Here is an 18188-nt window from a genome sequence, read left to right as displayed (position 1 = left end):
AATGCTGGCTTTATGGTTGTTTTCGGCCGCTTTTGGCGCAAGCGCACTTGGCGGTGTGCTGGGCATGGCAAGCGGCATCTTCATCGTACCGGCGCTCACGCTCTTTTTTGGCGTGGACATTCATGTCGCTATCGGTGCGAGCATCGTTTCGGTCATCGCATGTTCCTGCGGCAGCGCAGCTCCGCTGCTGAAGAGGCGACTGACCAACATCCGGCTTGCGATTGTTCTGGAGACGGCGACCACCTTCGGTGCGCTGACCGGCGTGTTTCTGATCGGGATCGTTTCGACTTCAGTTCTGTACGGTCTGTTCGCAGCCATTCTGGTGCTTTCCGCCAAGCAGATGCTGGTGCGACGGCGCGAGGAAATGAGTTCAATCGCGCCCGTTGCGACGAGCCTCGCCACAAGCCTTCGGCTGCATTCCAGCTTTCCCGATCCGGCATCGGGGCAGGAGGTGCATTACAGGGTCGATCACGTTCCGCTTGGCATGGCGCTGATGTATGGGGCGGGACTGGTCTCGGCACTTCTGGGCATTGGCTCGGGCGTTCTCAAAATTCCGGCGATGGACACTGCCTTGAAGCTACCCATCAAAGTCTCGTCCGCCACCTCCAATTTCATGATCGGGGTCACAGCCGCCGCGAGCGCCAGCGCTTATTTTGTTCGGGGCGATATCGATATTGGCATCACGGGTCCGATTGCGCTTGGTTCGGTCATCGGTGCGCTGGTCGGTGCTCGACTGCTCATGAGCCTCCCTGCTGAAAAGCTGCGCATTTTCTTTGTCGTAGTCCTCATCGTGCTGGCGATCCAGATGTTTCTGAGCGCTTTCGGTATTGAAATTGTTGGAGGTTCGAAATGAAAGCTGCTAGAAATGTCGAGCGCCGGGACGAAATCATAGCATCGCTTCTTTGGTATGGCACATGGTTTGCCACTGCCGTCATCGCAGTCGGTGTCATTATGACCGCCATCGAGCCGACGCAGTCTTTCTTCAGCGGCTACGACATCGTGAAAGCGGGCATTGCGGTGTTTATCCTCTTGCCGATTGTTCGTGTGGTGTTGACGATGTACCTTTTTGTGCGTGAGCGTGATTACGTTTATGCCGTCATCGCGGCAACGGTTCTGCTGATCATCGCAACCGGCGTAGTCGTGGATTTTAGCTCATTTTAAGCCCGGGCCATATTCAGTTTTAGAAACTGAGATGTGAACTCAAAGGGATCGTGACGCTGCGGCAATTGAGCTGTCACGGATATGTGCCGCGTTCCGATAGGCGCGCGGAGTGAGACCCGTTTCCAGCAGAAAATAGCGGTTGAAATTGGAGAGATTATTGAACCCGGCTTCGAAGCAAATATCGGTTATTGCGATATCCGTTTCGACCAGCAAGGTTCGTGCTCGCCACACTCGAACGGAACGGCTGTAGGTCGAGAAGGTCATGCCCGTCAGTCGTTTGAAAGCGCGGGAGAAAGACGCCGTGTCCAGACCGACAGCTTCGGCAACATCCTGCATCTGGCGATCAGGATTTGATTGCAGAATCTGGATAGCCTGATCAATACGCCGATGCCGTTTATAGGAGGCTTCGCTATAGAGCGATACGAAATGCTCGCTCGCCAGAGGCCGCTTTTGCTCAGCGCTGTCAATTGCATTTAATATTTCAAGGAAAAGGCCAAGGCCGGCTGCATCCGACTGCCGGTGCAATGCCAATATCATTTCCCCTATGTCGAGCGCCTCCTGACCTGCGATTTCGATCCCCCGGCGGGATAATTGTTTCAGGCGATGCAGCACTTCGAATTCGGGGCAGACAGATCGAACCTGAATAAGTGCGTCGGCATTGAACTGAAGCACGAGGTCACGGCCCGGAATGGATGTCGCGCCCGGCGTGATCCAGTTGTGGGGCAGATTCGTTCCGGTAAGAACGAGATGGCCAGGCTGGAATGGTCCCACGTAATCGCCAACATAAGCCAACCCTTGTGCGTGAGGAATATAATGGATTTCCCACTCCGGATGATAGTTCCAGATACATATCGGATTGGGATAGTCGTCGCGGCGAATGAGATAGGATTTTCCACCCGGCAGGGTGATGCGCTCTCGTGTGGCTGCATAGGCGTTCGGGAGAGCGGAAGAAAATTCCGATGATAAAACCATGATACTGCACCATGTAGGGCATCATAATGTCAAAATAGTATCAATTATTGACGGAAAACAAACTAGTCCCTTCTCGCTGTTTTTACAAAATTCAAACGACAGGATGCGGGGAAGAGGAGCATCCGGTGGGAACATAATTGGGAGGATGACATGCTACGTATAATCTTGCGTGCCGGTTGCGCTATCATCGCGCTCACTGCCGCTTCCAGCGCTTTGGCGGCTGCGGTCTGCAGCAAGGATGTAAGAGTCCTGGCGCAGCCGCGTGACGGTCTTACTTTGCTGGAAGACTATGTGGACGAGTTTGAAGAACTCTCCGGTGCCGGTTTCGAAATCAGCTATCTGAACGAGAATGACCGCCGTGCCAAGTCGCAGGCGGACGCATCGACCGTCGGCAGCTACAATGTCTACTATGTTGATGAGGCTAATCTCGCCCTGTTTGCTTCGTCGGGCTGGATCATTCCGCTCGAGGGGTTTTACCCCAAGGAATATGATTACGACGATTTCGATGCAGGCATGCGCGCAGCTGCCACATATGACGGCAAACAGTGGTTCGCACCTGTTCAGGGTGGTGGTGACCTGATGGTCTATCGTACCGATCTGCTCGAAAAGGCAGGCATCCAGCCGCCCAAGACCTGGGACGAATACAAAGCCGCTGTCGCCAAGTTGCATGACCCGGAGAACGGCGTCTATGGAACCGCACTGCGTGGACAGCGCGGCTCTGGTGCCAATGTTTGGCGGTGGATGCCGTTGTTCAAGGCAAATGGCGGCGAATGGTTCAAGGATGGCAAGCCCGCTTTCAACTCGGACGCAGCAGTAAAGGCGACCCAGGAATATCTCGATCTTTTCAAGTATTCTGCTCCCGGCACACAGACAGGCTCCTGGGATGAATCGACTGGTGCCTTCCGGGCAGGCAAGGTGGCAATCATCATCGAATCTGCCCCTCTCGGCGGCATGTCGGTTGATAAGGCGCAGAGCCAGGTCGCCGACAAGGTTGCCTTTGCTGTTCCACCAACGCCACTTCCCGGCGCCGGTTACGCGCATGGTTTTGCAATTGCGTCGAAAGCCAATGCGACTGACGAAGACAAGGCTTGCGCTGGACTTTTCGTTGCCTGGGCAACGTCGAAAGAGCAGGAAGCCCGCCGTCTGGCTGCAGGCCAGCCGGGTGAACTGACTCGTACCAGCACCTATCAAAGCCCGAAATATGCGGAGACTTTCGGCCAGAACCTTGCTGATGCAATGGCCGCCACCGGTGCCCGCACGACAGTGACCTTCTGGCAGGACGCGCGCTGGCAGGAACTGGGAAATCAGTGGGGCATCATGCTGGAAGAGCTTATCACCGGCAGCCGCAAGGATATCAAGTCGACGCTGGACGAGCTTCAGGCATTCGCGGAAAAGCTCTAGGCGTCGTGCGTTCGGGGCGGTTTCATAGCCTGTATTGGCTGAGCCGCCCCGCCTCCCAGGATAGGTTTCGATCTTTGGAGGCAGATGCGCCTCACGCCGCAACCTGTCTCAATCATCGCCTTCAGACAAGGAATGTCCATGCAACGCGGACGCTCGCTCCCATATCTATTCTTGGGGCCAACCCTGCTCATTCTCGTCGTGCTGGCGCTGGTGCCAACTGTTTTTGCAATCAACATTTCTCTGCAGAACAGGACTTTGTCGCAACCGGCGGCGGAATATGTCTGGTTTGCGAACTATGCGGCCCTGATTTCCGATCCGCGTTTTCTTAATGCATTGTGGGTTTCGCTGAAATGGGAAGTCCTGACGGTCGTACTCACCATGTTGACCGGCGTGGGACTCGGCATTGCGATGTTCGAAGCTGCCAGCCCGCGTATGCGAAATCTTCTCTGCGTCCTGTTCATCATTCCTGTGCTGCTGCCGCGCGTCTGCGCAGCATTCGTATGGAAGTTCGCTTTTCATCCGCTTTATGGCGCTCTGACCTGGCCTGTGCGCGAACTGACTGGCGCCACCCCGGACATTCTTTCGACACCCGTCGGGGCGCTGCTCGCCGTCGCCTTTGTGGACGTTTGGCAATGGGGCTTGTTTTTCGCGGTCATCGTGTTGAAACTGCTCGAAGCGTTACCGCCTCAGCCCATGGAAGCGGCTCGTATCGATCGTGCCAGAAGATGGGAAATTCATCGCTTCATCACTTTACCGATGCTCAAGACACCGCTCATAAGTCTTCTGCTCGTCAAAGCCATCGAAAGCCTGCGTTCTTTCGATCTGGTTTACGTGATGACGCGCGGCGGGCCCGGAATCTCGACCGAGACCCTCGACATGTATGCCTATTCGCAAGGCTTCATTGAATCCGGAAAAATCTCCTATGCCTCGTCGATGGCCGTCATCATGATGCTGCTTACCGTCGTCATTTTCACTGTTGCCTGGAAGAGATTGAACCGATGAAAATTTCGACCATCTTTCTGCGCGCGCTTCTCGTCTTTGCGGCAGCGCTCGTCGTTTTGCCGTTGCTGTGGACATTGCTCAATGCGTTCAAGACCAATGCCGATCTTCTGGTAAGCACACCAAAAATCATCTTTCAGCCTGTCTGGGACAATATGAGCTATGTGCTCAACCGTCGCTCGGTGGCGCGTGCGCTTACGAATTCGCTGATCATCTGCTCGTCCGCTGTCGTCATTGGCGCATTGATTGGTGTGCCAGCCGCTTATGTCATCGCGCGATACAAAAACCGGATTACGACAGAGGCTCAGTTTTTCGTTTTATCGCTGCGTTTTCTGCCTCCCGTTGCGGTCGCCATTCCCATGCTGGTGATCTGGCTCACGCTCGATTTGTATGACAGTCGCCTTTCTCTCATCATCACTTATCTGATCATTACCGCATCGATTACGATCTGGCTGTCGGTTCCGGCGTTTGAGCGCGTGAGCCTCCATGTGGAAGAAGCCGCCAGGGTCGACGGGTTGGGGCGCTATGCAACATTTTTCCGTATTGCCCTGCCGATCGCTCGGTTTCAGGTATTTGGCGCCATCGCCTTCTCCTTCGTTCTCGTGTGGAACGAATTCCTTCTGGCGATGATGCTGACGACGTCTCGAGCCAAAACGCTGCCTATCATCGCTTCTGAAATGTCTCAGCTCGGCATGAATGTGCCATGGGGCATCCTCAACGCCGCCGTCGTTCTTCTCTCCCTTCCGCCGTTGATCCTGCTTGGGCTTCTTGCGGGTGGATTGAATGCTGTCTTCACCAAAAAACAAAATCAGGAATGATCCGATGAAAGCACTTGTTCTGGAACGCATCGGCGAATTGAATCTGCGCGATATTGCACTGCCTGCCGACATGGGGCCGGATGACGTTCGCATTAAACTGCATACGGTGGGGGTGTGCGGGAGCGATGTGCACTATTATACGCATGGGCGCATCGGAGACTTCGTGGTCGAACAACCAATGGTGCTTGGTCATGAAGCAGCAGGCACGGTGATCGAGGTCGGCGGGAATGTAACACATCTTAAGCCGGGAGACCGTGTCTGTATGGAGCCGGGTATTCCTGATCCGCTGTCTCGCGCTTCGAAGCTTGGTCTCTACAACGTCGATCCGGCTGTGCGTTTCTGGGCAACCCCACCTGTCCACGGAATTCTGTGTCCCGAAACGATCCATGCCGCAAACTTCACATATAAGCTGCCGGACAACGTATCTTTTGCAGAAGGCGCGATGGTCGAGCCCTTTGCTGTTGGCATGCAGGCTGCAACGCGCGCGCGCATCAATCCGGGCGATACGGCCGTCGTGACCGGTTGCGGCACAATCGGCATCATGGTCGCTCTGGCGGCCTTGGCCGGAGGTTGTTCCCGCGTCCTGATCTCGGATCTTTCGGATGCCAAGCTGCAACTCGCAGAAACCTATGACGGCATTACCGGCATCAATCTTCGCGAAACGGACATCGTGGATGCAGTCAATGATGCAACCGGTAATTGGGGAGCGGATATCGTCTTCGAATGTTCTGGAGCGGCGGCAGCCGTTCGCGACCTGTTCAAGATCGTGCGCCCTGGCGGCACGGTCGTGCTGGTTGGCTTGCCACCGGAGCCAGTGCCGTTCGATATTTCGGCGGCAACGGCACGGGAATGCCGGATCGAAACGGTCTTCCGCTATGCCAATGTGTTCGATCGTGCGCTTGCCTTGATCGGTGCAGGCAAAGTGAACCTGAAGCCACTGATTTCGGAGACTTTTCCGTTCGAACAATCCATTGCCGCTTTCGATCGGGCGGCTGAGGGCCGTGCGACCGATATCAAGCTGCAGATCATCCTGGACGAGGAGACAATCTGATGGCCACCGTGGAATGCCGGTCCATGCTGAAGCGATATGGTGCACAGGAAGTTATCCGTGATTTCAACCTCGCAATCAACGATCATGAGTTCGTGGTTTTCCTTGGTCCTTCCGGTTGCGGAAAATCCACGATCCTGAGAATGATTGCCGGGCTTGAAGAAATCACTGGCGGCGACCTTATGATCGGCGGCCAGCGAGTGAACGATCGCGACCCCGGTGACCGCGGTATAGCCATGGTGTTCCAGAACTATGCTCTCTATCCGCATATGACCGTTCAGGAGAATATCGTTTTCGGGCTGGAGCGCGCGGGCATCCCCAAACAGACCATCGCTACCCGATTGGCGCCGGTGGTGACGGCGCTGGGGCTTGAAGCCTATCTCGCACGCAAACCTGCGGAACTCTCTGGAGGGCAGCAGCAGCGCGTTGCGATCGCACGCGCAATGATAAAAACACCGGACGTGTTCCTGTTCGATGAGCCATTGTCCAACCTCGACGCAAAATTGCGTGGGAGCCTTCGGGTCGAAATCGCCGATCTTCATCATGAACTGAAGACGACCAGCATTTACGTAACCCACGATCAGCTTGAAGCGATGACTTTGGCAGACCGGATCGTGCTGATGAAGGATGGTCGCATAGAGCAGATGGGAACGCCTGAGGAAATCTATCAGGCTCCCGCAACGCTATTCGCTGCTGGCTTTATTGGCACGCCCAATATGAATTTCTTCGAACTTAATGCCAGTGATGGACAGCTTGCAGACGAAACCATCCGCTTGCCCTGTCCTTCCGGGCTACAGCAGGGTCCGGTAACGGTCGGCATACGCCCAGGTTCATTCAGACTGAATGAGGAAGGAGGCCAAATTCGCGGTGAGATTGAACGCAACGAATTTCACGGCGAGAATCGCCTGGTTACAATTCGCACTGGCAAACACTTTTTCAATATCGCTGTTCCAGCTTTGATGTGTCTGCGGGAAGGCCAGAATATAGGGCTCGACGTGATGGCAGATAGCTTGCATCTATTCGACACAAATACCGCGTTGCGTATTCCGGTACCCGGTAGACAACAGGGGGGATGAACCGCTGCGGTTCGGCTTCAAGGACAGCTAGGCGTATCGCAGGCAGTTCATCTTTGCTGTGCCTGCGGTTCCGCCTGCATCCGGCCGGTCACTTCCACGGCGGCATTGGCCTCGCTTCCTCCTCATTCAGTCCGATCAGCAATATAAACTTTTATTTCTCTTCCTTTGAAGAAAGGGATACTTCAATTTTATAAGTATATTTGTATTATTTCAATATATTTGACAGAGTTGATGGTATTGAAAATTATACTCTCTCTATTCAGTGAGGGAGAGGACAGTGGCTCGAATTCCAGGGACGGCCGAAGACGATCATATCGTCGGAACGGACAGTGCGGACTATATCGCGACCTATGCTGGTGATGACGTTGTGGACGGAGGTAAAGGCAACGATTTCATCACGACAGGCCTGGGCGACGACCGTATCCGAACAGCGGATGGATTTGACAGGATTGACGGCGACGGCGGAGACGACCAGTTTTCCATTTTTAATACAGGCGGTGCGATCGCAGGAGGATCAGGTGTAGATCGCATGATCATCGATCTCTATCTGCGCGATCAGGATATCAGTCTCGGCGCCGGTCATCTCATGATGGGGAACAGTGCCGCCGACCATATCTATTTCAGCAGTATTGAACAGCTTGAGATTCAGTCAGGCAAGGGTAACGACTATCTCGACGCAACCACTTTTGCATTTGTCAAAGCCAGCGGCGGTGCAGGCAATGATGTGATCATATCCGGTGTTGGCGATGATGTGTTGAATGGTGACGCCGGTAACGATCAGCTCTTTGCGGGTGCGGGGCGCGATTCCGTCTGGGGTGGCGATGGCGACGATCTGATCAACGGAGCGGATGGAGACGATTATGTTCTGTCCGGCGGCGCTGGTGACGACAGGGTTCTGGGTGGTGCGGGACGAGATTCGCTCTCAGGCGGTACCGGAAACGACACATTGTTTGGTGAAGCCGGTGATGACGACATCTACGGCGATGAAGGTGACGATATTCTTGATGGCGGATCGGGAAACGATATCCTGTCTGGAGGCGATGGTTTCAACGTCATGCGGGGCGGAAGCGGCGACGACTGGTTTTTAACCACAAGCACTGGCGTGGCGGACGGCGGCGAAGGTTTCGACCATCTCGATGTCAGCCTTGATGGCAGGAGCGCGGCGGTAGATCTCGATCTTTCGACCGGACAAACCCCGACAGGTCTCAGCTTCATGAACATCGAGGAAATAGCTGTCACTGTATCCGGTGCTAACGATAACAGCCTCTATGGTTTTGAGGGTCGCGATATTTTCCAGACGGGTTCTGGCGCTGATTTCCTGGTGGGCCGGGCTGGTGACGATTTCCTTAATGCCAATGCCGGAGATGACAGGCTGGATGGCGGCGAGGGTAATGACCGTCTGGATGGCGGCGAGGGCGCGGATGAATTGATCGGAGGCGCCGGTGCAGATAGTTTCGTATGGGATATTCTGGCACCTGACGGAACAGGCATTGATACCGTACGGGATTTTAGCGGGGCGGAAGGCGACGTTCTGGAATTCTCCTACATCGCCCAGAACAGTACCGGTATCGACGACTTCGACAGCTTTGTGACGGCATCTCGGGACACGGATGCCGGCTTGTTCGTCTCCTTCAACGGGGCGACGGATCACGGCATTCTGCTCGAAGGTGTGACCTTGTCGGATATTAGCCCGGATAGCGTCGTGTTCGGCGATATCTGACAGAAAATGACCGTCATCGCCGGGCCGTTGGTTTGCCGCCAGAGATCCATTTCTGGTGGTGAACGGCGCTTAATCAGATTCTCGGAGGCAATATTGCTCGATATACAATCTCATTCGGTTGTCGGGCTGATGTGATGCGATGTTTTCGCCCTGCCAGTATAGCTAGCCTGACTATTGGAGGGGCCTTTCGCGACTTAGAGTGCATTCCGAAAAATGTGAAACGGTTTTCGGTTAAGATGCGCGTCAAAACAAATATTTAGAGCGCCGATCTGATTCAATCAGATCGAAACGCGCTCTAAAGACGCGATTTTATCAGATGCTATTCGCTGTGGGCTGCCGTATCCTGCCGGTATTCATTGAAATGGAGGCAGCCATGGCTGACAGTAATTCTTCGCGCGCCAAACGTAGCATACTTGTTGACGGTTTCACGAACAGCGTTCTCGACCCGGACCAGCCAATGCTCGGGCCTCTTCAAAATGGTGGAACGATTATCGCCAATACAGCTCCAGGCTGCTGGGGACCGATGATTACGCCTCGGTTGCGCGGTGGTCACGAAGTAACCAAGCCTGTATTCATCGACGGAGCCGAGGTTGGTGATGGCGTTGTCATCCGTATTCGCGATATTTCGGTGACCTCGCTGGCAACGGCTTCCGGACATGACACGGTTTCCAACCAGTTTTGTCTAGGGGATCCGTTTGTCGCCGCGCGTTGCCCAACCTGTGACGAGGTTTGGCCGGAGACCCACATCGAAGGCGTTGGCCAGGATTCTGTTCGATGCAATAAATGTGGCAACGCGGTCAAACCGTTCTCAATGGAACATGGTTATACGGTTGTTTTCGATGATACGCAGTCGGTTGGCCTTACATTGCCTCAAGATGCTGCGCGGAAGATTGCTGAAAGAGCTGATCATTACGCATCGTTGCCTGACAACTCGGTGCAGCATTCTATCTTGAATTATGCGCCTTCCGACCTTGTCGGCGCAATCGTGCGCATGCGTCCATTTCTGGGGCAGCTAGGCACAACACCGTCAATAGCGATGCCGGATTCTCATAATGCCGGTGATTTCGGCTCGTTCCTGGTTGGGGCGCCGCATAATTATGCACTCACAGCCGAGCAATTGCAGGAACACAAGACGGATGGCCACATGGATGTCGACGCTGTTCGCGCCGGAGCCGTTCTTGTCTGCCCGGTGAAGGTGAAGGGTGCCGGTGTTTACATGGGAGACATGCATGCCTCTCAGGGGGATGGAGAAATAGCCGGGCACACGATGGACGTCGCGGGAAGTGTCACGCTTCAGGTTGAAGTACTCAAGCACTACAATAATGACGGGCCCGTTCTTTTCCCCTTGCTCGAAGATCTTCCTCCTTTGGCACGTCCCTTCAGCACGGAAGAAAAATTGAAGGCGGCAAAGCTGGCTCAACAGTGGGGCGTGAAGAATACGGAAGAGGTCGCGCCGATTTCTGTTATAGGCACGGCGCCAAACATGAATGCGGCTATTGTGAACGGATTGGAAAGAGCTGCGAAACTGCTTGGTATGAGCGTGGCGGAAGTCCGAAATCGTGCGACTGTAAATGGCGCAATCGAAATAGGTCGTGATCCCGGTGTGATCCAGGTTACCTTCCTGGCTCCGTTGAAAAGCCTGGATGCTGCCGGACTTGGAGAGATCGCGCGCAAGCAGTACGACCTCTAAGATGCACCAATATTTTTCGTGAAATAGATGCGGCCGTCGGGCCGCATTTTCGTTGATTATCCGGGAAATTCCATCGTCAGCCGTTAGAGCGCGTTTCGATCTGAATGGATCAGATCGGCGCTCTAACTTCTTCTATTTCAAGCATAATCTTATTGATCCTCGTTTCACTCCGGTCGGATTATGCTCTAATTCGGCGGGTGGAACTCGTTACCTGCCGTAATGCAGGCAGGTGGGGAGGGCACCGCTGTCTTCTGATGACTATTGGGCCGGTGTTTCATTTTGCTGGGGCTGTGAAGCCTCGGTCGTTGCAGGATCAGGCTGTTGAGCTGTCGTTGAGGGATCGTCGGCAAGAACCTCATTCGTTTTGGCTTTGATTTCCTCTGCTGTCTGCTGACTAATCAGCCCCTGCGATGCGGCGAAGCCTACAACGATTGCAATGATTGCTCCAACGAGAGCGGCTTTGAGCTTCGGTGACATAGGTGGCTCTCCTGCCGATATATTTTATGTCCCGCCCAATTATTAGCTGTCACTCATACTATATTTGTATGGTGCCGTTCAATGCCAGTCTGTTTTCCTTTGAGCGTGCTCCATGTTGCTAACGGCGAGCATCGGAAATACTTGTTCATGACAAGGAGGATGGTGATAAGCCGCGACCTCTGCTATGGCGCGGCTATTGCCCATCTTGGCACCACGGTCAGCGCACTTCGAGTACTTCGCCGGTGCGACGATCAATGACCACGCGCATCTCGTTGTCACGACGGTCTATTCCCCGGACAATATAGACGCTTCTACGTCTTGAAACGCTGTCGACTTCCTCCATCCCTTCACTGCGCGCAATTCTCGCTGCCCGACGTTCGCTGATTTCATCGCGGTTGGGGCGTCGATCCCCGTCCGGAATGACCTGGATACCGTTAGGGCCTATTTCGATGCTCTGTGCGTGCGCGGGAACGGTTGAAACGAAAGCCGACATAATTACAGCTACAATTGCCGAAAATTTGTACATGGCACCTGTCCATTGTTGGTCTGCGCCCGCCATCACCATTAACCAGCCAGACCGTCGCCGGTTCCAGCTATGGCAGTCAAATCTCCTAACACTTTGAACATCCTGTGATAGCAACCAGCATGCAGTCAAAGCGTGATCCGGTTCATGCCGCATGGTTTCCTTTATGCAGGGCAGGAACCGTAAACGTCTCCCTTTAACTTGCCGTCTTGACAGTATTCTATCGCCCGCACTACGCTGTAGTAACACGGCAGATTATTACTGAAGTGAGGGGAGGAATTCATGACTAAAGGTTCCATTTTTACAGGGCTGGGTCGGGTTTCAATTTCACGACGCCAGTTTATAACCTCGAGCGCACTGGGCGCAGGTGCTCTGCTTCTACCGTCCATGCCATCTTTTGCGGCGGATACACCCAAAGTCGGTCTGGTCATGAAGTCGCTCGCCAACGAGTTCTTCAAGCAGATGCAGGCAGGCGCTGAGGATTACGCCGCCAAAAACACCGATAAGTTCTCATTCGCGGCCGTTGGCATGAAGGATGAGCGGGATTTTGCCGCTCAGGTTGATGCGGTCGAGAATTTTATCACACAGCAGTTCAACGTGATTGTGCTGGCTCCAGCCGATTCCAAAGCCATGGTGACGCCGGTGAAGAAGGCTCTGGAAGCCGGAATCAAGGTCATTAACATTGACGTGGCGCTCGATGAAGAGGCGAAAAAGCAGGCCGGTGTCGATCTTGCCTTTTTCGGTCCTGACAATCGCGAGGGTGCAAAGCTTGCCGGCATGGCGCTTGCCAAGGATCTGGGCAAAGGTGCCAAGGTGGTGATCCTTGAAGGAAATCCGGAAGCCGACAATGCCAAGGAGCGCAAGAAGGGTTTTGACGATGCCGTGGCCGAAGGCGGATTGACGCTGCTCGATTCCAAGACAGCACATTGGGAGACGGAAGAGGCCAACACGCTGATGACAAACTTCCTGACCCAATATCAGGACATTCAGGGCGTGATGGCTGCCAACGATTCCATGGCACTTGGTGTCGTGAAGGCGCTGGATGCTGCTGGCAAATCAGGTCAGATAAAGGTCGTGGGTTTCGACAATATTCCTGCTGTCCAGCCATTGATCAAGGACGGCAAGATGTTGGCCACGGTCGATCAGTTCGGTGCGCAGATGGCTGCGATGGGTATAGATTACGGCCTCAAGGAACTGGCGGGCGAGAAATTCTCTGGCTGGGTGAAGACGGATATCAAGCTGATCACCGCCCAGGATCTCTGAAACATCGCCAATTAGAGCGCATCCCGAAAAGTGTGAAACGGTTTTCGGATCAGATGCGCGTTAAAACAAACAGTTGAGACGCGCCGATCTGATTCGATCAGATCGAAACGCGCTCTAAGGGGCGGCGCTCCAGGCGCCGCGCCTCTTTATCCGGCAGGCAGGAACAGACATGCAGTCAACCGACGTCATTTTGAGGTTGGAAAATGTCGGCAAGACCTTTCCGGGTGTGGTTGCGCTGAATGGTATCGCGCTGGAGTTGTAGCGCGGTGAGACGCATATCATCCTAGGCGAAAACGGCGCGGGTAAATCGACCCTCATCAAGCTTCTGGCGGGCATATACCAGCCCGATACGGGTGAAATTTTTCTGAACGGCCAGCCCTATAGGCCAAAGACCCCACATGATGCGCAGGTTCAGGGTATTCGCATCGTTCATCAGGAACTCAACCTGCTGTCGCATCTTTCCATTGCGGAAAATCTGATGCTGGAGAGCCTGCCGAGGCGTTTCGGTATCATGGACCGGGCAACACTGAACCGGCGTGCCGATGAATTGCTGGCCGAGGTCGGCCTGGCGGTCGACCCACGCATGCCGGTTTCGGAGCTTGGCGTTGCACAAATGCAGTTGGTCGAGATCGCCAAGGCGCTCGGCTATGACAGCAAACTGCTGGTTCTGGATGAGCCAACGGCGACATTGACACCGCCGGAGATCGAACGGCTGTTTGCGATCATCAAGCGCCTGAAGGCGAAAGGTGTCACGATCATCTACATTTCCCACCGTCTGCACGAGGTCTTCGAGATTGGCGACCGCGTGACGGTATTGCGCAACGGCCGTCTGGTCGAGACGCGCAACCTGCAGGGACTGAATGTGCCGGATCTGGTGCGTATGATGATTGGTCGTGACATTGCGGACGAGTACAGTTTCAACGCCGATATAAAGCCCGGTTCCGTCGCGTTGGAGGTGAAGGGGGTGAAGCGCAACAGCAAGGCTCCACCGGTTTCATTCTCGGTCCGGCAAGGTGAAATTCTGGGTGTTGCCGGTCTGGTCGGGTCGGGCCGTACCGAAGTGATGCGTGCGATCTTTGGCGCTGATCCAAGATCGGCTGGGGAAATCGATGTTGATGGCAAGCCGGTGACGATCCGCGACCCGCGTGATGCTGTGCGCAACGGTCTCGGTTTCCTGACCGAAGACCGTAAGAGCCAGGGGCTCCTGCTGGATATGCCTGTATATTTCAACGCCACGATCACCGATCTGAAAAAGATTTCGCATAGCGGTTTGTTGGACAGCAGCGTGGAGAAAGCCGCTGTGACCGAGCTCATCGAGCGGCTGCGCGTCAAGACATCTTCCATCGACACGCCGGTGCGTAATCTCTCCGGCGGCAATCAGCAAAAGGTGGTTCTGGCAAAATGGCTGTTTCGCGGCTCATCAACACTGATACTGGATGAGCCGACACGTGGGGTCGATGTTGGCGCAAGACGCGAAATCTATCAACTCCTGTGGATGCTGGCCGCCAACCGGAAAGCAATTATCATGATTTCCTCGGATCTGCCCGAGCTGATCGGCATGTGTCACCGCATCATTGTTTTCTCCAACGGCAAACTGGTGGGGGAACTGGATCGGTCGCAATTCGACCAGGAGCGTATTCTTTCGCTCGCTTATCAGGAGCATGTTCACGCATGACAGAGCCCACTTCCGTACCTGCCGAACATCCCGGCGCTGTTGATCGCCAGAAGCTGAAGCGCTTTCTGCTGCGCGATGCCGGTGTATTTCTGGCGTTGATCCTGATTACGCTGGTATTTTCCGTCACCGCACCCTATTTCGCAACGTCGGGCAATGCGCTGAAGATCTTCGTTCAGATCGCCATCAACACGGTTCTGGCTGCCGGTATGACCTTTGTCATCCTAACTGGTGGCATTGACCTTTCAGTCGGCTCAGTTCTCGCATTATGCACGGTCGTCGGCGCCCTTATCATGACGTCGGGTCTTGATCCGGCCTTGTCAATCCCGCTGGCTGTCCTGGGGTGCATCGCCGTTGGCGGACTTTGCGGGTTCATCAACGGCAAGGTGTCGACTTACTGGAAAATCCCGTCTTTCATTGTCACTTTGGGTATGCTGAATATCGCCGCCGGTGCGGCGCGTGTGGTTTCCAACAATTCCACCATCACTGGTCTTCCGCAGGGGTTCGTCGATTTCGGCAATCTGATCGTGGGCGGTTTCCTGCCGTCGATTTTCCTGATCGCAGTGGCGGTGATTGCTGTTGGATGGTTCATTTTGCGCTTCACCGTCTTTGGCCGCATGATCTATGCGGTCGGCGCGAATGATGAGGCGGTGCGCTTGTCGGGGCACAATCCTGACGCCTACAAAGTAGCCGCCTTTGTCATTTCCGGTGTCACTGCGGGTATCGCTGCGGTTGTTTATCTCCTGCGCCTGAACATCGGGAGCCCGATTGCAGGCGTCGGTTACGAACTCAATGCGATCGCGGCCGTCATCATCGGTGGGACGAGCCTGTTCGGCGGCAAAGGTTCAATCGTCGGCACGCTGGCTGGTGCCTGCATCCTGCAGGTCTTGGCGACGGGCCTGCAATTGCTCGGTATCGGCGATAACTACAAACCAATCATCATCGGTACCGTGATCATCCTCGCCGTTATTGTCGATACCTATCGTGAGAGGCTCTTACGACGGGTTCGCTGACGGTGAGATGAGAAGGATAGGTCGGAGCCAGTCAAAGGGGCCATCGATCAGATCGAAACGCGCTTCAGAACCCGGCGCTTTATGTTTCATATCGCGCCGGGCTAAAACTTGCAGTTACTTCTTCGAACTGGTGGTCAACGGAACTACGATCTCTTTCCAGAACTTGTCTTCATCGATGTAGTTCTGAATAGCAGCCTTTTGCGTGCCGACTGGTCCCGGTTTTGCTTCCGCATTGCCTCCAATATCATTGTTGGTGAAAGCAAGGCTTCGGCCATAGTCCAGGCCCATCTCCGTGTTCACGTCGACATACACACCGCTGATAGGCGCAGCCGCACCATTCTCCGGGCGAGGGGCGTTGTTCCAGGCCAGAACGATTGACGGATCGATGACATAGGCTGCGGCAAACAGGTCCCACACATTGTCGGGCCCGAATACTGTCCCGCCGTCCGCCTTGATCTTTTCCTCTCGTGCAAGCCAGAGCTTCTGGATGCCGGGAGGGCTGTTATCGACCATTTGCCGATACAGATCCTCTGGCATTCCTCCTGTATGTTCATTGGCTTCCAGACCTGAGATTACCTGATTGCCGTATGCTTTGAAGGTTTCGGACTTCGGGTCTCCCCATTTTGCCCGGACACTGATCTTGGCGGCTTCTGGGTCCGCCCACCAGTTGAACTCTGCCGACGCTGATGAATTTCCGGGGACATAGAAAGCGCCACCTGTTGGTTTCCACGCGGAACTGAGCCGGTGGGGGTGCGGACGAAAACTTGGACTATCATGGAGGTAGTTCATGTATTCCTACGAAGATCGGGTGCGAGCAGTTGCGCTCTACATTAAGCTGGGCAAGCGCCCGAAAGCGACTATTCGCCAGTTGGGCTATCCAAGCAAGAATGCTTTGAAGGGCTGGTACCTGGAATATGAGCACCATCTTGATCTGCGTTTAGGATTTGCGCCCCGAACCCCCAAGTTCACACAGGCGCAGAAGGAAGTGGCTGTTGAGCACTACCGCACGCATGGTCGTTGTGTTTCTGCAACGATGCGCGCCTTGGGCTATCCCGGTCGTGCAACGTTGACAGCATGGGTTCGTGAGGCGTTTCCCGAAACTAGTAAAGCTGTCACTGGAAGAACTGGACGTCCACGATATCCGGAGACGTTGAAGAAGGCTGGCGTTGTCGGGCTTTATAATCGGCAAGAAAGCGCGCAGGCGTTGGCTGAAAAGCTCGGCGTATGCAGGCCGACACTGTATAACTGGAAAAACCAGTTACTTGGTCCGGAGGCTCCCGCAATCATGAAACGCAAGAACAACTCACCGCCAGTGCCAGAGCGAGAAGAATTAGAGCGCCAGCTCGAAACACTGCAGCACGATATTCAGAAACTGCAGCTTGAGCACGACCTTTTGAAGAAAGCGACGGAACTCATAAAAAAAGAACTGGGCGTCGATCTGCAACTCCTGAATAATCGGGAGAAAACGCTGTTGGTTGACGCCCTAAAAGATCTTTATCAACTCTCCGATCTGCTTGCTCAGTTGGGACTGGCGCGCAGCTCATACTTTTATCATCGAGCCCGCATGAGGATGACCGACAAGTACCTCACTATTCGTCAGAACATCACCGAAATCTTCGAAGCCAACCGTCGATGCTATGGCTACCGCAGGCTACAGGCATCATTAGCCAAACAATCCGTTACAATCTCAGAGAGGGTTGTGCAGCGCTTGATGAAACAAGAGAACCTGATCGTTGCCACGCCAAAGCGGCGGCGATATCGCTCTTATCTCGGAGAAATTAGTCCGGCACCTGAGAACCTCATAAATCGCGACTTCCAGGCCTCAGCGCCGAATGAGAAATGGCTGACTGATATCACTGAATTCCATATCCCGGCTGGCAAGGTGTATCTCTCACCCATCATCGACTGTTTTGATGGTTTGGTTATAAGCTGGTCACTCGGAACGAGACCAGATGCGGAATTGGTCAATATGATGCTTGATGCCGCCATAGAAACTGTCACAGGTACAGATGAACGACCAATAGTACATTCTGATCGGGGTGCACACTATCGCTGGCCGGGTTGGCTATCGCGGATCAGTGATGCGAAGCTGGTACGATCAATGTCCCGCAAGGCTTGTTCCCCGGATAACGCTGCATGCGAGGGCTTTTTCGGAAGACTGAAAACAGAGCTCTTCTACCCCCGTGATTGGAAGACCACCACAATTGAGCAGTTTATCAAGGAAGTCGATGGCTACATTCGATGGTACAACGAGAAGCGGATCAAAATGTCACTTGGCGCACGAAGCCCAATCGAATATCGAAACTGTCTTGGCATTGTGACGTAAAACCAGTCCAAGTTTTTATCCGCACCCCC

General features: G+C 54.4%; 17 protein-coding genes. 13 read left to right on the top strand and 4 right to left on the bottom strand.

Annotated features, from left to right (window positions below):
- Position 1 precedes the first annotated feature (1 nt).
- The gene (locus MKS82_RS22580; protein WP_109988044.1) at positions 2 to 853 is read left to right on the top strand and encodes a sulfite exporter TauE/SafE family protein; all 852 of its coding nucleotides are present in this window, start codon (positions 2 to 4) and stop codon (positions 851 to 853) included.
- Entirely contained in the window at positions 850 to 1161 is a 312-nt protein-coding gene (locus MKS82_RS22575; RefSeq protein ID WP_109988043.1) for a DUF1634 domain-containing protein, read from the top strand. Before MKS82_RS22580 ends, MKS82_RS22575 begins: the two co-directional genes overlap by 4 nt.
- A 39-nt stretch (positions 1162 to 1200) precedes the next feature.
- On the opposite strand, the gene MKS82_RS22570 is transcribed toward MKS82_RS22575, so the two are convergent.
- Entirely contained in the window at positions 1201 to 2133 is a 933-nt protein-coding gene (locus tag MKS82_RS22570; protein ID WP_240579302.1) for an AraC family transcriptional regulator, read from the bottom strand.
- 150 nt (positions 2134 to 2283) lie between these two features.
- Between MKS82_RS22570 and MKS82_RS22565 the strand changes: the two genes are divergently transcribed.
- The 7 genes from MKS82_RS22565 to MKS82_RS22535 all read left to right on the top strand — a co-directional run bounded on the left by MKS82_RS22565 (position 2284) and on the right by MKS82_RS22535 (position 10885).
- Positions 2284 to 3534, top strand: coding sequence for an ABC transporter substrate-binding protein (locus tag MKS82_RS22565; protein ID WP_109988041.1), 1251 nt, complete (start codon positions 2284 to 2286; stop codon positions 3532 to 3534).
- 138 nt (positions 3535 to 3672) lie between these two features.
- Positions 3673 to 4536, top strand: a complete 864-nt coding sequence (locus MKS82_RS22560; RefSeq protein WP_109988125.1) for a carbohydrate ABC transporter permease — start codon at positions 3673 to 3675, stop codon at positions 4534 to 4536.
- On the top strand, positions 4533 to 5351 hold the full coding sequence (locus MKS82_RS22555; RefSeq protein WP_109988040.1) for a carbohydrate ABC transporter permease: 819 nt from the start codon (positions 4533 to 4535) through the stop codon (positions 5349 to 5351). The genes MKS82_RS22560 and MKS82_RS22555 overlap by 4 nt, the downstream gene beginning before the upstream one ends.
- Positions 5352 to 5355: 4 nt before the next feature.
- On the top strand, positions 5356 to 6402 hold the full coding sequence (locus MKS82_RS22550) for an NAD(P)-dependent alcohol dehydrogenase (protein WP_109988039.1): 1047 nt from the start codon (positions 5356 to 5358) through the stop codon (positions 6400 to 6402).
- Positions 6402 to 7475 (top strand): ABC transporter ATP-binding protein, encoded by a 1074-nt coding sequence (locus tag MKS82_RS22545; protein WP_109988038.1) that lies wholly within the window; start codon positions 6402 to 6404, stop codon positions 7473 to 7475. The genes MKS82_RS22550 and MKS82_RS22545 overlap by 1 nt, the downstream gene beginning before the upstream one ends.
- A 277-nt stretch (positions 7476 to 7752) precedes the next feature.
- On the top strand, positions 7753 to 9195 hold the full coding sequence (locus tag MKS82_RS22540; protein WP_240579301.1) for a calcium-binding protein: 1443 nt from the start codon (positions 7753 to 7755) through the stop codon (positions 9193 to 9195).
- Between the two features lie 373 nt (positions 9196 to 9568).
- Positions 9569 to 10885: an acetamidase/formamidase family protein gene (locus MKS82_RS22535; protein WP_109988124.1), complete on the top strand. Its 1317-nt coding sequence runs from the start codon at positions 9569 to 9571 to the stop codon at positions 10883 to 10885.
- A gap of 258 nt (positions 10886 to 11143) precedes the next feature.
- Here MKS82_RS22535 and MKS82_RS22530 read toward each other — a convergent pair whose 3' ends face one another.
- Both MKS82_RS22530 and MKS82_RS22525 read right to left on the bottom strand, forming a co-directional pair.
- Positions 11144 to 11362 (bottom strand): hypothetical protein, encoded by a 219-nt coding sequence (locus MKS82_RS22530; protein ID WP_109988036.1) that lies wholly within the window; start codon positions 11360 to 11362, stop codon positions 11144 to 11146.
- 217 nt (positions 11363 to 11579) lie between these two features.
- Positions 11580 to 11888: a PepSY domain-containing protein gene (locus tag MKS82_RS22525; RefSeq protein ID WP_109988035.1), complete on the bottom strand. Its 309-nt coding sequence runs from the start codon at positions 11886 to 11888 to the stop codon at positions 11580 to 11582.
- Positions 11889 to 12272: 384 nt separating this feature from the next.
- Here MKS82_RS22525 and MKS82_RS22520 point away from each other — a divergent pair, with 384 nt between their 5' ends.
- From MKS82_RS22520 to MKS82_RS22510, 3 genes are all read left to right on the top strand, one after another.
- Positions 12273 to 13148 (top strand): sugar ABC transporter substrate-binding protein, encoded by an 876-nt coding sequence (locus MKS82_RS22520; protein WP_240579502.1) that lies wholly within the window; start codon positions 12273 to 12275, stop codon positions 13146 to 13148.
- A gap of 277 nt (positions 13149 to 13425) precedes the next feature.
- The gene (locus MKS82_RS22515; protein ID WP_240579501.1) at positions 13426 to 14823 is read left to right on the top strand and encodes a sugar ABC transporter ATP-binding protein; all 1398 of its coding nucleotides are present in this window, start codon (positions 13426 to 13428) and stop codon (positions 14821 to 14823) included.
- The gene (locus tag MKS82_RS22510) at positions 14820 to 15833 is read left to right on the top strand and encodes an ABC transporter permease (protein ID WP_109988033.1); all 1014 of its coding nucleotides are present in this window, start codon (positions 14820 to 14822) and stop codon (positions 15831 to 15833) included. Before MKS82_RS22515 ends, MKS82_RS22510 begins: the two co-directional genes overlap by 4 nt.
- Positions 15834 to 15947: 114 nt before the next feature.
- Here MKS82_RS22510 and MKS82_RS22505 read toward each other — a convergent pair whose 3' ends face one another.
- On the bottom strand, positions 15948 to 16622 hold the full coding sequence (locus MKS82_RS22505) for a nucleoside hydrolase (protein ID WP_240579300.1): 675 nt from the start codon (positions 16620 to 16622) through the stop codon (positions 15948 to 15950).
- Here MKS82_RS22505 and MKS82_RS22500 point away from each other — a divergent pair.
- Complete coding sequence (locus MKS82_RS22500; protein ID WP_109988032.1) at positions 16621 to 18159, top strand: IS3 family transposase; 1539 nt, start codon at positions 16621 to 16623, stop codon at positions 18157 to 18159. The genes MKS82_RS22505 and MKS82_RS22500 overlap by 2 nt on opposite strands.
- Positions 18160 to 18188: the final 29 nt, after the last annotated feature.

Source organism: Ochrobactrum sp. A-1 (genome assembly GCF_022488005.1).
In the GTDB taxonomy this organism is placed as follows: Bacteria; Pseudomonadota; Alphaproteobacteria; order Rhizobiales; family Rhizobiaceae; genus Brucella.
The sequence above is the reverse complement of the archived record's forward strand: the minus strand, read 5'-3'. Positions and strand labels throughout refer to the sequence as shown.

Bases quoted from the DNA above. Each gene is read 5' to 3' on its own strand.
- MKS82_RS22570 (WP_240579302.1), bottom strand. From the start codon at position 2,133: ATGGTTTTATCATCGGAATTTTCTTCCGCTCTCCCGAACGCCTATGCA.
- MKS82_RS22565 (WP_109988041.1), top strand. From the start codon at position 2,284: ATGCTACGTATAATCTTGCGTGCCGGTTGCGCTATCATCGCGCTCACT.
- MKS82_RS22510 (WP_109988033.1), top strand. From the start codon at position 14,820: ATGACAGAGCCCACTTCCGTACCTGCCGAACATCCCGGCGCTGTTGAT.
- MKS82_RS22535 (WP_109988124.1), top strand. From the start codon at position 9,569: ATGGCTGACAGTAATTCTTCGCGCGCCAAACGTAGCATACTTGTTGAC.
- MKS82_RS22550 (WP_109988039.1), top strand. From the start codon at position 5,356: ATGAAAGCACTTGTTCTGGAACGCATCGGCGAATTGAATCTGCGCGAT.
- MKS82_RS22580 (WP_109988044.1), top strand. From the start codon at position 2: ATGCTGGCTTTATGGTTGTTTTCGGCCGCTTTTGGCGCAAGCGCACTT.
- MKS82_RS22520 (WP_240579502.1), top strand. From the start codon at position 12,273: ATGCCATCTTTTGCGGCGGATACACCCAAAGTCGGTCTGGTCATGAAG.
- MKS82_RS22560 (WP_109988125.1), top strand. From the start codon at position 3,673: ATGCAACGCGGACGCTCGCTCCCATATCTATTCTTGGGGCCAACCCTG.
- MKS82_RS22505 (WP_240579300.1), bottom strand. From the start codon at position 16,622: ATGAACTACCTCCATGATAGTCCAAGTTTTCGTCCGCACCCCCACCGG.
- MKS82_RS22575 (WP_109988043.1), top strand. From the start codon at position 850: ATGAAAGCTGCTAGAAATGTCGAGCGCCGGGACGAAATCATAGCATCG.
- MKS82_RS22530 (WP_109988036.1), bottom strand. From the start codon at position 11,362: ATGTCACCGAAGCTCAAAGCCGCTCTCGTTGGAGCAATCATTGCAATC.
- MKS82_RS22500 (WP_109988032.1), top strand. From the start codon at position 16,621: ATGTATTCCTACGAAGATCGGGTGCGAGCAGTTGCGCTCTACATTAAG.
- MKS82_RS22525 (WP_109988035.1), bottom strand. From the start codon at position 11,888: ATGTACAAATTTTCGGCAATTGTAGCTGTAATTATGTCGGCTTTCGTT.
- MKS82_RS22555 (WP_109988040.1), top strand. From the start codon at position 4,533: ATGAAAATTTCGACCATCTTTCTGCGCGCGCTTCTCGTCTTTGCGGCA.
- MKS82_RS22545 (WP_109988038.1), top strand. From the start codon at position 6,402: ATGGCCACCGTGGAATGCCGGTCCATGCTGAAGCGATATGGTGCACAG.